The sequence below is a fragment of the Aurantiacibacter arachoides genome, from assembly GCF_009827335.1.
Classification (GTDB): domain Bacteria; phylum Pseudomonadota; class Alphaproteobacteria; order Sphingomonadales; family Sphingomonadaceae; genus Alteraurantiacibacter; species Alteraurantiacibacter arachoides.
The window spans coordinates 696,667-710,015 of the sequence record NZ_WTYH01000001.1; the positions used below are offsets into that span (position 1 = coordinate 696,667).

14 protein-coding genes are annotated in these 13,349 nt (G+C 66.4%); 7 read left to right on the top strand and 7 right to left on the bottom strand.

The window, feature by feature from the left end; translation table 11 throughout:
* Window position 1: 1 nt before the first annotated feature.
* From GRI62_RS03470 to GRI62_RS03480, 3 genes are all read left to right on the top strand, one after another.
* Window positions 2-295 carry a hypothetical protein gene (locus GRI62_RS03470; protein ID WP_131452021.1) on the top strand — a complete coding sequence of 98 codons (294 nt, stop codon included), beginning with the start codon at window positions 2-4 and terminating at the stop codon, window positions 293-295.
* Window positions 296-369: 74 nt separating this feature from the next.
* Complete coding sequence (locus GRI62_RS03475; RefSeq protein ID WP_131452022.1) at window positions 370-822, top strand: DUF2231 domain-containing protein; 453 nt, start codon at window positions 370-372, stop codon at window positions 820-822.
* The gene (locus tag GRI62_RS03480; RefSeq protein WP_131452023.1) at window positions 819-2,165 is read left to right on the top strand and encodes a PQQ-dependent sugar dehydrogenase; all 1,347 of its coding nucleotides are present in this window, start codon (window positions 819-821) and stop codon (window positions 2,163-2,165) included. The genes GRI62_RS03475 and GRI62_RS03480 overlap by 4 nt, the downstream gene beginning before the upstream one ends.
* Window positions 2,166-2,291: 126 nt before the next feature.
* On the opposite strand, the gene GRI62_RS03485 is transcribed toward GRI62_RS03480, so the two are convergent.
* The 5 genes from GRI62_RS03485 to GRI62_RS03505 all read right to left on the bottom strand — a co-directional run bounded on the left by GRI62_RS03485 (window position 2,292) and on the right by GRI62_RS03505 (window position 5,623).
* Window positions 2,292-2,999 (bottom strand): hypothetical protein, encoded by a 708-nt coding sequence (locus tag GRI62_RS03485; RefSeq protein ID WP_131452024.1) that lies wholly within the window; start codon window positions 2,997-2,999, stop codon window positions 2,292-2,294.
* An 85-nt stretch (window positions 3,000-3,084) separates the two neighbouring features.
* The gene (locus tag GRI62_RS03490; RefSeq protein ID WP_131452025.1) at window positions 3,085-3,594 is read right to left on the bottom strand and encodes a GreA/GreB family elongation factor; all 510 of its coding nucleotides are present in this window, start codon (window positions 3,592-3,594) and stop codon (window positions 3,085-3,087) included.
* A 1-nt stretch (window position 3,595) separates the two neighbouring features.
* Window positions 3,596-4,276 carry a glutathione S-transferase gene (locus GRI62_RS03495; RefSeq protein WP_131452026.1) on the bottom strand — a complete coding sequence of 227 codons (681 nt, stop codon included), beginning with the start codon at window positions 4,274-4,276 and terminating at the stop codon, window positions 3,596-3,598.
* Complete coding sequence (gene trhO, locus GRI62_RS03500) at window positions 4,266-5,243, bottom strand: oxygen-dependent tRNA uridine(34) hydroxylase TrhO (RefSeq protein ID WP_131452027.1); 978 nt, start codon at window positions 5,241-5,243, stop codon at window positions 4,266-4,268. The genes GRI62_RS03495 and trhO overlap by 11 nt, the downstream gene beginning before the upstream one ends.
* 38 nt (window positions 5,244-5,281) lie before the next feature.
* Window positions 5,282-5,623 carry a hypothetical protein gene (locus GRI62_RS03505; protein ID WP_131452028.1) on the bottom strand — a complete coding sequence of 114 codons (342 nt, stop codon included), beginning with the start codon at window positions 5,621-5,623 and terminating at the stop codon, window positions 5,282-5,284.
* A 179-nt stretch (window positions 5,624-5,802) separates the two neighbouring features.
* Here GRI62_RS03505 and GRI62_RS03510 point away from each other — a divergent pair, with 179 nt between their 5' ends.
* From GRI62_RS03510 to GRI62_RS03520, 3 genes are read left to right on the top strand one after another with little or no spacing between them, the layout of a single operon-like run.
* Window positions 5,803-6,165 carry a thiol-disulfide oxidoreductase DCC family protein gene (locus tag GRI62_RS03510; protein ID WP_131452029.1) on the top strand — a complete coding sequence of 121 codons (363 nt, stop codon included), beginning with the start codon at window positions 5,803-5,805 and terminating at the stop codon, window positions 6,163-6,165.
* Window positions 6,162-6,656, top strand: a complete 495-nt coding sequence (locus GRI62_RS03515; protein WP_131452030.1) for a DUF427 domain-containing protein — start codon at window positions 6,162-6,164, stop codon at window positions 6,654-6,656. The genes GRI62_RS03510 and GRI62_RS03515 overlap by 4 nt, the downstream gene beginning before the upstream one ends.
* Window positions 6,657-6,660: 4 nt before the next feature.
* A complete protein-coding gene (locus GRI62_RS03520; protein ID WP_131452031.1) occupies window positions 6,661-8,001 on the top strand; it encodes an ABC1 kinase family protein in 1,341 nt (446 codons plus the stop codon).
* 18 nt (window positions 8,002-8,019) lie between these two features.
* Here GRI62_RS03520 and GRI62_RS03525 read toward each other — a convergent pair whose 3' ends face one another.
* The gene (locus GRI62_RS03525; protein ID WP_131452032.1) at window positions 8,020-8,745 is read right to left on the bottom strand and encodes an SDR family NAD(P)-dependent oxidoreductase; all 726 of its coding nucleotides are present in this window, start codon (window positions 8,743-8,745) and stop codon (window positions 8,020-8,022) included.
* A gap of 150 nt (window positions 8,746-8,895) precedes the next feature.
* Between GRI62_RS03525 and GRI62_RS03530 the strand changes: the two genes are divergently transcribed.
* Entirely contained in the window at window positions 8,896-12,249 is a 3,354-nt protein-coding gene (locus GRI62_RS03530) for an amidohydrolase family protein (RefSeq protein ID WP_131452033.1), read from the top strand.
* A gap of 36 nt (window positions 12,250-12,285) precedes the next feature.
* On the opposite strand, the gene GRI62_RS03535 is transcribed toward GRI62_RS03530, so the two are convergent.
* Window positions 12,286-13,224: a DUF5996 family protein gene (locus GRI62_RS03535; RefSeq protein WP_199799900.1), complete on the bottom strand. Its 939-nt coding sequence runs from the start codon at window positions 13,222-13,224 to the stop codon at window positions 12,286-12,288.
* Between the last annotated feature and the right edge of the window lie 125 nt (window positions 13,225-13,349).

A 13,349-nucleotide genomic window follows, 5' to 3' on the forward strand; every position in this document is an offset into this window, starting at 1 on the left:
GGTGGCAGGCCACTACACCGAGACCACCGACTGGCAGGGCGCGGGCTGGGCCTTTGCCGTGTGGACGGCGCATTTTACCGCCCTCTGGGGTGCGAGCAGCGCGTTTCCCGGCGATCCCGCGGCACGGTGGATCGCGCTTGCCGCCACGGTTGTCGCGCTTGCAGCGCTAATCTGGCTGTGGCGTTTGCGGGCGGCAAGGCGCGCGCGTGGCGCGGGCCGACACGTCACTCCGCTCGCCATCGGGATGGCAGGCGTCGCCGTCCTGTTCGGAGCGCTGCCCGCCCTTGTCGGGTGAGTGCCGCAAATTCCCGGACCTTTTGCGCCCCTTGCCGGTTGAAGGGGCATTCGATCAACAGGCCGGAGCGATCAATGACAGACCCCGGAGTGCGCACAGCGCCTCTCGCCAGCCCCATCCACGCCATCCTGCTGGCCTTTCCGGTCGCGCTTTATCCGGCGGCGCTCGTCAGCGACATTGCCTACCTGCAGACCGCGGTCGTGCAGTGGACCAACTTTTCGCAGTGGCTGATCGCCGGGGCGGACCTGTTCGCCGGACTGCTGCTGGCCTGGGCGCTGATCGCATTCTTCTTCGGCCCAGGACGCCGAATGGGGGCGCGCGGAGCGAGGGGACGCAGTCTCCTGTACCTTATCGTGGTGGCGAGCATGTTCGTCACCGGCTTCGTCAACGCCCTGCAACACGCAAAGGACGGGTGGCACTCGGTCGGCACCGCGGGCCTGGTCATGTCCATCGTGTGCACCGTGCTGGCGCTGGTCGCCGCCTTCATCGTTCATTCCCGAACCGTCGTCACGGAGACCCGCTCATGACGCGCCTGTCCCTCGCCGCGCTGCCGCTACTGGCGCTCGTTGCCGCCTGTTCGCCGTCTTCGGAAGGGCTCGACCAGACCGGTGCCTCGCCGACCCTGCCGGACCAGGCAGACAGCCTCATCCCCGCCATCGCCATCGCTCCGCCCGCCGGGTGGGACGGTGAACTGCCGACCGTGCCCGAAGGCTACGTCGTCACGCCGATCGCGCAGGACCTGAAGATTCCGCGCCAGATGCTCGTCCTGCCCAATGGTGACGTGCTGGTGGCCGAAGGTTCCGGCGGCAAGGCGCCCAAGCTGCGCCCCAAGGACATCATTGCCGGTATTCTGAAGGGTCGCGGCAAGAGCCCGGTCGAGGGCGGCGATCGCATCACGTTGCTGCGCGACAGCGACGGCGACGGGCAAACCAACCTGCAGACCACCTTCATCTCCGATCTCGACGCGCCTTACGGCCTCGCTTTCGTGGACGGCGCCATCTACGTCGCCAACCAGGGCGACCTGATGCGCTTCCCCTACACCGACGGTGCGACGGCCATTACGGCGCCGGGCGAAAAGGTCACCGACCTGCCCGCCGTCATCAACCACCACTGGACCAAGGCGCTGACGGCCAGCCCCGATGGCAGCCGCCTCTACGTCGGCATCGGATCGAACAGCAACGTGGGCGAGCGCGGCATGGACGCCGAGGAGGACCGCGCCGTGATCTGGGAGGTCGACCCGGCCGACGGCTCCAGCCGCGTCTTCGCCAGCGGTATCCGCAATCCCACCGCGCTGGCGTTCGACCCCTGGGGCAACCGCCTGTGGTCGGTCGTCAACGAGCGTGACGAACTGGGCCCCGAACTCGTGCCCGATTACCTCACCTCCGTGCGGGAAGGCGGGTTCTACGGCTGGCCTTACAGTTATTACGGCCAGACCGTCGACCCGCGCGTCCACCCGCAAAGGCCCGACATGGTGGCGCGGGCGATAGCACCCGATTACGCGCTCGGCAGCCACGTCGCGGCGCTCGGCCTGAGCTTTGTGAGCGACGGCGGCATGGGCGGCCGGTTTGCCGAGGGCGCCTTCGTCGGCGAGCACGGCAGCTGGAACCGCGATGACCGCTCGGGCTACAAGGTCGTTTTCGTGCCCTTCAGCGGCGGGCGGCCCTCGGGCGATCCCATCGACTTCCTGACAGGGTTCCTGGCCGATGGCGAAGCGCGCGGACGGCCGGTAGGGGTTCTGTTCGATGCGCCGCGCGGAAGGCTGCTCGTGGCAGACGACGTGTCCAATACCGTGTGGAGCATCACGCCCCGCAACCGCCCACGAGCACCGGCTGACACGACACAGACAGCCAACCGGTCGAACCCGATATGATCGATCAACGGTTGCGGTGATCCAGCGGTAGCCGATCACGCATACCGGGTCGTCACGTTAGCTGTGGTGACCAACCGCACGGACTTCCAAGCCAGTTCAGATATCTGGGCTGACCATTTGGCCGATTCATGCTTCGCCGGGTTCTCCCGGTCCGGCGGCGCTGGCTCCGACACCCATGCCCATGCCGCCCATGGCCATGCCACCGCCGCCCATGCCACCACCCATACCGCCGCCGCCGCCGCCACGGCCGCCATCCCCACTCCCACGGCCCTTGCCGCTGGCCGAACTCGCCGGACGTGTCGGTCCCTGTATCGGAATCCCGATCGCGAGATCGTCAGGGATGGGATCGAGCTGGAGGGCGTGGCGAACGAAGTTGCGTAGCGAAACGACCAGTTCATGCGTGTGAACCCGGCGGCCTGCGACAAGGTCGCGCGCGGCCTTGTCCGCCAGACGGACCTGCTCGTCGGTTCCCAGCAGCAGAATGTCGGACAACGCAGCTTCGACCGCGTCGCGGATGCGGCGCGAGCGATCCGAGCCAAGTGATTGGGGTAACAGATCCCCCGGCGCAATGTGAACCGGATGGCTCTCCGCACTATCCCGGTGCAGGTCTCGCAGGTGCGTCGGATCAACGGCCAGGTCACCGGTAAAGGAGCCGCCGAGCGTGCGATAGGCAGCGATCAGCGTGCGCAGTCGTTCGTTGATCTGGCGGTTCATCCGCTCTCGCCGCTGCTGGACGGTGAGCATGATGAGCAGTCGGATGCTAACCCCGATCAGGGTCACCAGCGCGAGGGCGCCGACGGTCAACAGAATGCTTTGCCACGAGCTGAAATCCATGAAACGCAAATACCTGCTCCCGACCAATACGCGCGGACCGTCCGCAATTCAGCAACACCCCTTACGGCGGAGCCCAGGCGGTTACCTATTCGGGTTGCGCCAGTGGATGCGGCGCATTGTCAGCGCCGAACGTGTCGTCGACGATAATCCCAAGGATCCGGATGGCGTCCGGATTATTCCCGAAAGGCAGCGTTTCGTCGATCTCCGACCCCAGCATGGCCTGACTCAGAGGCGATTTGAACGAGATCATGCCGTTCGCCGGGTCAGCCTCGTCATCACCGACAATCGTGAACGTCCGTGGCTTGCCGTTGAAGAGGACGCGGACCGTCACTCCGAACCCGACGATGTCGCCGGCGGGCCTGACCGCGAGTTCTGCCGACGACCGGCGCTGGCGCCAGTATCGCAGATCGCGTTTGATGGCAGCGGTGGCTGCCTCGTCACTCGAAGCGGCCAGACTGGTTTCCAGTTCGGCGATACGGCTTTCGATCAGCGCGAGGCCGCGTGCCGTCACCAGGTTCGGCCCGGCGGGTAAGGGGATCTCGAATTTCGGTTCCAGGTGCTCTTCGTCACTGTCCCGGCGGAAGGCTACGCTCATGTCAGTTTGTCTCGACGATAGGGGTTGCCGCAAACGGGCGCTGTGAAGGACCGGGCGGGGGAAATGCCGTTTCCGGGTCGCCCGGTGTCCACGGCGCAACGCGCGTCATGACCGTTGCGAACAGCGGCGACGCCAGATGGCCAGCCAGCCAACGCTGCACGCCGGGTATGGATTGAGCAGCAAACCATAGCTTGTCCACGCCGGCAAACTGGCGGACGAACGGCATTATCGCCGCATCTGTCATACCGCGGTTCGGTCCGCACAGGTGCCTTGAACCGGACAACCTTGCGTCCAGTGTGACCAGGAACGCCAATCCGCGCTGGCGATGAACCGCGGCGTCTGCATCATGGCGTTCGGGATACTTGTACCGATCCAGATCGTGTTTGAATGGCCCGTCATTCTGCGCGATGAGCGCGGCGTCGTCGCGGTCCAGCCATCCTTCGGGATCGTTACGGGTGAGCGCCCAGCGCATGATGTCGATGCTTTCGTCCAGCACCGTTCCATCCCCGTCGACAAGCACGGGAACGGTAGCCTTTGGCGACACGGCCAGCATGGCAGCAGGCTTTCGCGCAAGATGCACTTCGCGTAACGTACAGGGCGTCTGACTGATCGCCAGCGCCAGGCGCGCCCGGATCGCGTAGGGGCAGCGGCGAAAGCTGTAGAGAACCCGCTCACTCGGCAAGGTCGTCGCCCGTACGTGCTAGCACCGCGCCCACGTGCGCGCGGCCCTGCCGGGCGGCGAGCTTTTCCTGCGCCTGTCGTTCGCGGTACGACGCCCTTTGCGCCTCGGTCCTTTCCCCGTGACAAGCAGCGCAACTCACCCCCGCTTCAAAGTGGGGAGATCGCATGTCGGAAGGGCTGACGGGCCGTCGGCAAGCGAAGCACAGCTCATGCGTGCCCGCCGCCAGCCCTTGCCCGACGGCAACACGCTGGTCGAAAACGAAGCATTCCCCCTGCCATCGGCTCGCGCTTTCGGCCACCTGCTCGAGATAGGCGAGAATGCCGCCCTTGAGGTGGAAGACGTCGTCCAGCCCCTCTTTCTTGAGAAACGCGGAGGCCTTCTCGCAGCGAATGCCGCCGGTGCAGAACATCGCCACCTTGGGCGGCTTGCCGGAGCCGATCAGGCGTCCGCGCTCGCGCTCGAACCAAGCGGCAAAGTCGCGAAAGGTGGCCGTCCCTGGATCGATCGCCCCGGGGAAGGAGCCGATCGCGACTTCGTAATCGTTGCGCGTGTCGATCACGATCGTATCGGGATCGTCGAGCAGGGCATTCCAGGCGCCGGGTTCCACGTACGTTCCGGCATTAGTGGCCGGATCGATGCCGGGCTGACCCATGGTGACGATCTCGGCCTTTATCCGCACCTTCAGCCGGTGGAACGGCATCACGGCAGCGGCCGAGTATTTTACCGCCAGTTCGGCGCAGCCGGGCCAATTGCGAATGTGGGCGACAACGCTTTCGATGCCCGCTGGCGATCCGGCGATCGTTCCGTTGATCCCTTCGCTGGCGAGCAGCAGCGTGCCCTTGATGCCCTCGTCACTGCACAGCTGCCATAGCGGCGCGCGCAGGCTTTCGCAGTCGGCTAGGCTTGCGAACCGGTACAGTGCGGCCACACAAACGGGCTGCGCGTCTTGCTGGGTTGAGTTGGCCATTGATAGTCCCCTAGCACTTCGTCCCGCCGGTCGGGCCCTCAGCGCTTCTTCTTTGCGGTAGTCGCGGTAAAGTCAGGGTCTTTCTTCGCCACCCAGGCAACGAACTTGCTCACGTCGGGATTGGCCAGCAGGGCATCGACATCCAGCGCGTGACGCTGCAACTCCGCGTTGGAGAAGTTGGCCATCAGGGCCTGCTGGCAAATGGGATGCATCGGCACGACATCGCGCCCGCCGCGGCTTTTCGGCACGGGGTGATGCCAGACCGTGGTCTTGCCCAGCGGACGACAGCAAAGCCAGCATGAGGCAGGCGGAGTAGCCTCCGCGTCGTCCTCGTGTGTCGGGGTTTCGTCGGCTGAATGCCTGGAATACTTGCGTGCGATGATCTGGGCCCGAATGGTGTGGAGGTGTGACGCGCCGTGTAGCGGGTTTCCCCTGCCAAGGCGATTTGGAAAACATACGCCGGTTGTCGTAGGACGAGCCAGTCGATCAACCGCAAAGCGTGTGCGCCGGGTCCTTTGTCCCTCCTGAAATGGCGCCTGCTTTCCCTATATGGCAGGTCATGGCAGATCTGGTTGTCTGGTTCGATGGCGGTTGCCCGTTGTGCGAGCGCGAAATTGCCCTCATGCGGCGGCTTGACCGACGGAGCGCAATAACGTTCGTCGATGTCGCAACCGGGTCTGCGGATGGCTGCCCGGTCGACCGGGCCAGCCTGCTTGCCCGATTTCACGCAAGCGAGGACGGGCGCCTTCTGTCGGGTGCCGCCGCCTTTGCAGCGATGTGGCGCGCGATCCCTGTCCTGTGGCCGCTGGGACAGGCGGCACGCCTGCCCATTGTGCTTGCCCTGCTCGAACGATTCTACGGCGTGTTCCTGCGCTGGCGACCGAAGCTTCAGCGGCTGGCCCTGCGCCGGTGGCCCGCATGAGGCCATGGCGCGACCCGGTTGCACCGGGCCAGACCAGCGTCTGGGATCTGCCTCGCCCCGCGATTGCGCAAGCGGCCGGCGAATGCGTGATGATCGAGCATGGCGGCGCCGTCATCGCCCGGACCCGTTCGGCCATCCGCACGATGGAGACCAGCCACCCGCCAAACTATTACATCCCGCCGCAGGATATCGCCGCTGGCGTGCTGCGCCGGGCCGCAGGGTCGAGCTTTTGCGAATGGAAGGGCGCGGCGGTGTACTGGGATGTGATCACGGACGGCGCCGTGCTGGCGCGCGTCGGCTGGAGCTATCCCAACCCCACGCCGGCCTTTGCGATGCTGCGCGATCATGTCGCCTTCTACGCCGCCCCGTTCGATCGCTGCAGCGTGGACGGCGAGACGGCGCTGCCCCAGCCGGGAGAGTTCTACGGCGGCTGGATCACCAGCCGCTATGCCGGTCCGTTCAAGGGCATACCAGGCAGCATGGGATGGTAGGCCGATGAGCGGTGACGACAGGGATGATCGGGGCCGCGATGATCGGGGCCGCGCGGTTCCCCACAGCCGGCTCGCACGGCTCGGCCAGTTCGGCCGCCTGGCTGGCGGGATTGCCGGTGGCATGGTGGCCGAAGGTGCGCGCCGACTGGGCCAAGGCGAACGACCACGCTTGCGCGACATGCTGCTGACCCCGGGCAATGCCATGCGACTTGCCGACAGGTTGTCGCATCTTCGCGGGGCGGCCATGAAGCTGGGCCAGATGATCTCGATGGATGCAGGCGACATGCTGCCGCCCGAGCTTGCCGTGATCATGGCGCGCCTGCGCAACGATGCCCACCACATGCGCCCCGACCAGTTGCAGCGAGTGCTGGCGGCCGAATGGGGGCCGGGCTGGCGGACACGGTTCAGCCGCTTCGACCCGCGCCCCATGGCAGCCGCCTCCATCGGCCAGGTCCACCGCGCGACGACCCGTGACGGCCGCGATCTGGCGATCAAGGTCCAGTATCCCGGCGTGCGCGAGAGCATCGACGCCGATGTCGACAACGTGGCGATCCTGCTGCGGGTGTCGGGCCTGCTTCCGGCAGGGCTGGACATTGCGCCGCTGCTTGCCGAGGCGAAGCAGCAACTCGCCGAGGAGGCCGATTACGAGAGGGAGGGCGCGCAGATGACGCGGTTCGGCGCGCTCCTGGCCGATATGCCGGAAGTCGTCGTTCCCGTGCTCGACCCTGCGCTGACCACGTCGCGCGTCCTCGCCATGGACTTCATCGAAGGCCGCCCGATCGAATCGCTGGAAGACGCACCGCAGGCGCAGCGCGATTCCGCCGCGCGCACGATCATCGCGCTGGTCTTGCGCGAGCTGTTCGAGTTCGGGCTGATGCAGACCGATCCCAACTTTGCCAACTACCGCTATCAGCAGGACAGCGGGCGGATCGTTCTGCTCGATTTCGGCGCGGCACGATCCGTCGGACCAGAAGTCGCCGAGAATTACCGGCGTCTCCTGCGATCGGGCCTGGCGGGGAACCGTGGAGCGGTGCGCGATGCCGCGGTGGCCGCGGGTTTCTTGGGTGCCGATGCGGTCGCCCGCCACGCAGCGCGGATCGACGCGATTATCGACATCATCCTGCGGGAAATGAACCGCGACGGGCCCTTCGATTTCGGCGACCGCCAGTTCGTCGGCCTGCTGCGCGACGATGGCATGGCTATCGCCCAGGACCGGGCGGCATGGCACGTGCCGCCGGCCGACGTATTGTTCATCCAGCGCAAGATCAGCGGAACCGCTCTGCTCGCGGCGCGGTTGCGGGCCAAGGTCGACGTCAGGGAGATGGTGCTGCCCTGGCTGGCATAGCGCTGTGGCCGGCCTCGTTCAGGGGGCGATGGCAGTGCCATCCCAGGCCAGACAACGGCCGCTATCTTCGCTGACGAGCCTGTCGAGGACATGCAGCAGATGCCCTGCTGCGGTGTCTGCCGAGAACAGGCGATCGGGCCGAACGTTTCTCTGGAAAGGCTTGCTGAGGCCGGTGTCGACAGTGCCGGGATGCAGGCCCACGCAGATCGCCTCCGGGTGCGTGCGTGCCAGCTCGATGGACAGCGTCTTTATCAGCATGTTCAACGCGGCTTTGGAGGCGCGGTAGCCGTACCATCCGCCGAGCCGGTTATCCCCAATGCTGCCGACCCGCGCTGACAAGGCGGCAAAGATGCTTCTGCTCCCCTTGGGCAGGAGGGGCACGAAATGCTTGGCAACTAGCGCCGGGCCAACGGCGTTGACGGCAAACAGCTGCATCAGGTTGGACTGATCGAGATCGCGCAGCGCCTTTTCGGGCCTCATGTCGTCGCCATGCAACAGGCCGGTACAAACCATGATCAGTGAGAACGGCGCCTGGTCGCGCAACTGTGTGGCAGCCGCTTCGATGGTGCATTCCCGGGTCAGATCGATCGCAAGGTGGTCCGTCCCGGGTGGAGGGGATCGGCTGAGGCCCGTGACGACAAAGCCCTTGTTCCGCAGTTGGCCTTCCAGTGCGCCACCAATCCCTCCAGAGCTGCCCACCACGATGGCACGCGGTGGTTGGGTGACAAGATCGGCGAGTGACATCGCTCCGCTTTGTCATGGCAGGAAGGTCAAGTCATCGACCATGTGCTTTGGAGGGAACGAGCTGGCAGGTTGTGATCGGCCAGCCCAAACGCGTTGCGCCAGCGAGGTGATGCGGTATGAACCCATTGAAACAAATGATCGGGAAGCCGCATGATCCGTAAATTCGCACTCCTCTCCGCCGCTGGATTCATGGCCATCGCTTCGGCCAGCGTCGCGCAGCAGGCCCAGCCGGTGCCTGGGCCCGATCCGGTCGAGGAGACGGAAGCGACCGAGGATCAGAACACGCGCGAAGTTCCCCCGCCCGATCCCGCCCCCGGCCAATCGGTCGAGAACAGTGCCACGGGCGAAAGCATCGCTGCCGATGACGACGATGCCGAATGGGACGTCAACAATCCCCCCGGCGTGACGATCAGGCAGGTTCCGATCCGCGTGAACGAAGGCACCTGGATGGATATCGACGTGTCGCCCGATGGCCGGACGATCGCGTTTGCGCTGCTGGGCGACATCTACACCATGCCCATCAACGGCGGCACGCCCACCCGCATCGCCGAGGGGCTGGCTTGGGAAGTGCAGCCGCGCTTCTCGCCCGACGGTTCGCGCATCGCCTTTACCTCCGACCGCGGCGGGGGGGACAACATCTGGCTGATGAATGCCGATGGCAGCGGCATGCGCCAGTTGACCGACGAGGACTTCCGCCTCCTCAACCAGCCGACATGGTCGCCCGATGGCCAGTTCATCGCCGCCAAGAAGCATTTCACCACCGGCCGTTCGCTCGGCACGGGCGAGGTGTGGATCTACCACGTCTCGGGCGGCAGCGGGGTGGCACTGGTCGAACGGCCGAACGAACAGCACCAGAAGGAGCTGGGCGAACCGATCTACGCGCCCGATGGCGAGGCGATCTACTACACCCGCAACATCACCCCGGGGCCGATCTTCGAATACGCGCAGGATTCCAACCAGGATCTGTTCAATATCGAACGCTATGACCTGGCCTCGGGAGAGGTGACCACGGCCATCTCCGGTCTGGGCGGCGCAGTCCGGCCGACACCGTCGCCCGATGGCCGGATGATCGCCTTCGTCCGCCGCGAAAACACGCAATCGCAGCTATACGTGCGCGACCTTGCGACCGGAACGGAGCGGATGATCTACGCCGATCTGGACCGCGACGTGCAGGAGACCTGGGCGGTTACCGGACTCTATCCCAACATGGACTGGACGCCGGACAATCGCTCGCTCGTGTTCTGGGCCGGCGGCAAGATCCGCCGCATCAACGCCGATGGTTCGGGCGCGGCGGAGATTCCCTTCGTGATCGACGATACGCGCGGCATCTTGCCAGCGCCGCACCCGGTCATCCCCGTCGCGGTGGACAGCGTCGAGGTGACGATGGCGCGCTTCGCCGAAGTGTCGCCCGACGGCCGGACCGTGGTGTTCGAAAGCCTTGGTCACCTCTACACGATGCCCGCGGCAGGCGGCGCGATGCGGCGCCTGACGAACGAGGATGGCGCGTTCGAGCTGTACCCGAGCTGGTCGCGTGACGGAACGCGCATCATCTACGTGCGCTGGACGGACGAGGGGCTGGGCGAGATCCGCACGGTCGGGCGCGATGGCCGCAGCAGCGAGCGCGTGACCCGCCAGCCCGGCCATTTCGCCCGTCCGCGCTTTTCGCCGGACGGTCGCACGATCGTGTTCGAAAAGGCCGAGGGCGGCTTTCTCACCGCGCCCGAATACAGCGACAATCCCGGGGTCTACCGCGTCGACGCGGCAGGTGGCGATCCGGTGCTGGTCAGCCGCGACATGGCCAGGCCGCATTATGGCGCCAGCAACGACCGCATCTTCATGACCGGCTCGGAAGGCGGCGCGCAGACGCTGGTTTCCACCAACCGCGATGGCTTGGACGCCCGCACCCACGCCACCGGCGACCTGGTGACCGGCTACATGGTCGCCCCGTCGGGCAATTTCTTCGCGTTCACCGAGAACTACGACGCCTATGCCATGCCGCTGATGCCGGGTGGCCAGGCGGTGTCGATCTCGGCCGGGGCGCGCAATCTGCCGGTGGTCGAAGTATCGGATTCGGGCGCCGACTACGTGCACTGGTCCAGCGATGGCGACCGGCTGCACTGGTCGCTCGGTCCCACGCTCTACACCGCCGAAACGTCGACGCTGTTCCCCTCCGCGCCGCCTGCCGAGGGCGAGGAGCGGGCGGATTTCACGCCCCCGCAGACCGGGGTCTCGCTGCTGCGCACGGTGGCGGCGGACCGCCACGAAGGGCGCATGGCGATAACCGGCGCGCGTATCGTGACCATGGCGGGTGCCGACGGCGGGACCATCGAGAACGGCACGATCATCGTCGACGGAGACCTGATCGCCGCCATCGGCCCGGCAGCCTCCACGCCGATCCCGGCGGGCACCCCGACCATCGACGCCGCCGGCCGCACGATCATCCCCGGCCTCGTCGATGCCCACGCCCACGGCTCCTACGCCGCAGACGAGCTGGTGCCGCAGACCAACTGGAACATGATCCAGGCGTTGGCGCTCGGCACCACGACGCTGCACGATCCGTCGAGCGACACGCCGGTCTTCGTGGCCGAGGACATGCAGCGCACCGGCATGATCCTGGCGCCGCGCATCTTTTCCACCGGGCGGATCATCTACGGCGCGCGCAACCCCTATGCCTATGCCCAGATCGATTCGCTGGACGATGCGCTCGACCATGTCCGCCGCCTGCGCGCGGAAGGGGCGCCCAGCATCAAGAACTACAACCAGCCCCGCCGCGACCAGCGGCAAATGGTGGTGGAGGCCGCCCGGCGGGAGAACATGCTGGTGGTGGCCGAGGGCGGATCGTTGTTCGGCATGGACCTGAACCTGATCGCCGACGGCAACTCCACGCTGGAGCACAACATTCCGGTGATGCGGATGTACGAGGACGTGCTGCAGTTCTTCGCCCAGTCGAACTCCAGCTATACCCCCACCCTGGTGGTGGGATACGGCGGCCTGGCTGGTGATCCCTACTGGCGGCAGGCGACCGACGTGTTCGAACAACCGCTGTTGATGGCGCATACGCCGCCCGCGCTGCTGCGCGCGCAGACCGCCCGCCGCACAACCGCGCCCGAAGGCGACTTCATCGACGACGACGTGGCGCGCGAGGCTGCCCGCCTGGCGGAACGCGGCGTGCTGGTGTCGATCGGCGCGCACGGCCAGCAGGCCGGTATCGCGCCGCACTGGGAGATATGGTCGTTCGTGCGCGGCGGCATGACCCCGTTGCAGGCGCTTCAGGCGGCCACCATCGTGCCTGCCCGCTCGCTCGGCATGGACCGGGAGATCGGCAGCCTGGAGCCCGGCAAGCTGGCGGATCTCGTCATCCTGTCCGGCAACCCGCTGGAGAACATCCGCAACACCGAGCGGGTGGAGACGGTCGTGCTGGGAGGGCGCGCCTATGACGCGGCGACGATGAACGAGATCGTCACCGGCGACGCGCAGCGTGCCCCTTACTGGTGGGCCGAGTGAAGGGAGGGCGGGGCAACGGCCTTACCCACCCGTAGTTCACGCGTTTGGTAGAGGCCGGCCCTTCAGGCCCAGCGGGCGGGCCAGCCCTTCGTCCCAACCGCCAAGCCTGGCGGCGGCATCGAAGGTGCCTTGCAGGAATTGCAGCAAGGTTGCCTCGGGGTCGGCAGCGGTTCTGACGGCTTCGTAGGGCAGCACGAATTCGCCCAGGCCCTGGTCGAACCGCGCGGCGGCCGGTGCCACGCCCTGTTCGGCGAAACCCGCGGGGACGGGGTAGGCGTAGGAATAGAAGCACGGCTCCTCGATCCCGCCGCCACCCGGCCAGAACCCGGCGGAACTGACCTCGTGGCTGTAGGCTTCGCGGGTGATCGCATCGGGGAGGTTGGGGATACCGCCGGGATGAGGCGGCGCCGCCCTGCCGGAAAAGCGCGTGACCGCAAGGTCGAAGCTGCCCCAGAACAGGTGCACCGGGCTGACCTTGCCGATGAACCCCGTGCGGAACCGGGCAAAGACGGGTTCGATGCGGGTAAGGGCCGTATGGAAACGCGATACCGCTTCGGCATCCCACGGACGGGGCGCGGTATCGTGCGCAAAGGGCGTCGCATGGGCCAGTTCGTTGGGCTGCCCATGATAGTCGGGCAGGCCGCCCAGCGTGGCGATCATGTCCTTGAATCGCGCATCGAATTGGGCGACCGACATGGGTGCGAGCGGGAATTGCGCGCTCTGCCCGCTGGCGCAGGAGGCGGTGACCCGGTGCCGCCTGAGATCGAACCGCACGGTGATGCCGGGCCCGTCCGGGACGAGGCCGGTCGTCAGACCGTCGGCATCGACATAAAGGGTCGCGTGCCAGGAATGGTTGACCCACGGCGAATGGGCCAGCCGGTATTTGCCGACGATCTGGGCGTAGAGGTGCAGGGCCGCGCAGGTATCGTGCCACGGCGCGTAGGGGATGGCAGGCCAGATGGTCGTGTCGGTCAAGGCGCTTCTCCGGGTTGCGCGGCCACGCATCCGAATAGCCGATGGGCAGGCCCGCGTTCAAGCCGCATGAAAACGTTGACAATGTCCGATTGCACTTGCGCATCCGCGGTGCCACCCTGCATGAC

Excerpts from the sequence above, each read along its gene's own strand:
- GRI62_RS03480 (WP_131452023.1), top strand. The coding sequence starts at position 819 with ATGACGCGCCTGTCCCTCGCCGCGCTGCCGCTACTGGCGCTCGTTGCC.
- GRI62_RS03525 (WP_131452032.1), bottom strand. The coding sequence starts at position 8,745 with ATGTCACTCGCCGATCTTGTCACCCAACCACCGCGTGCCATCGTGGTG.
- GRI62_RS03515 (WP_131452030.1), top strand. The coding sequence starts at position 6,162 with ATGAGGCCATGGCGCGACCCGGTTGCACCGGGCCAGACCAGCGTCTGG.
- GRI62_RS03490 (WP_131452025.1), bottom strand. The coding sequence starts at position 3,594 with ATGAGCGTAGCCTTCCGCCGGGACAGTGACGAAGAGCACCTGGAACCG.
- GRI62_RS03485 (WP_131452024.1), bottom strand. The coding sequence starts at position 2,999 with ATGGATTTCAGCTCGTGGCAAAGCATTCTGTTGACCGTCGGCGCCCTC.
- GRI62_RS03510 (WP_131452029.1), top strand. The coding sequence starts at position 5,803 with ATGGCAGATCTGGTTGTCTGGTTCGATGGCGGTTGCCCGTTGTGCGAG.
- GRI62_RS03475 (WP_131452022.1), top strand. The coding sequence starts at position 370 with ATGACAGACCCCGGAGTGCGCACAGCGCCTCTCGCCAGCCCCATCCAC.
- GRI62_RS03520 (WP_131452031.1), top strand. The coding sequence starts at position 6,661 with ATGAGCGGTGACGACAGGGATGATCGGGGCCGCGATGATCGGGGCCGC.
- trhO (WP_131452027.1), bottom strand. The coding sequence starts at position 5,243 with ATGGCCAACTCAACCCAGCAAGACGCGCAGCCCGTTTGTGTGGCCGCA.
- GRI62_RS03530 (WP_131452033.1), top strand. The coding sequence starts at position 8,896 with ATGATCCGTAAATTCGCACTCCTCTCCGCCGCTGGATTCATGGCCATC.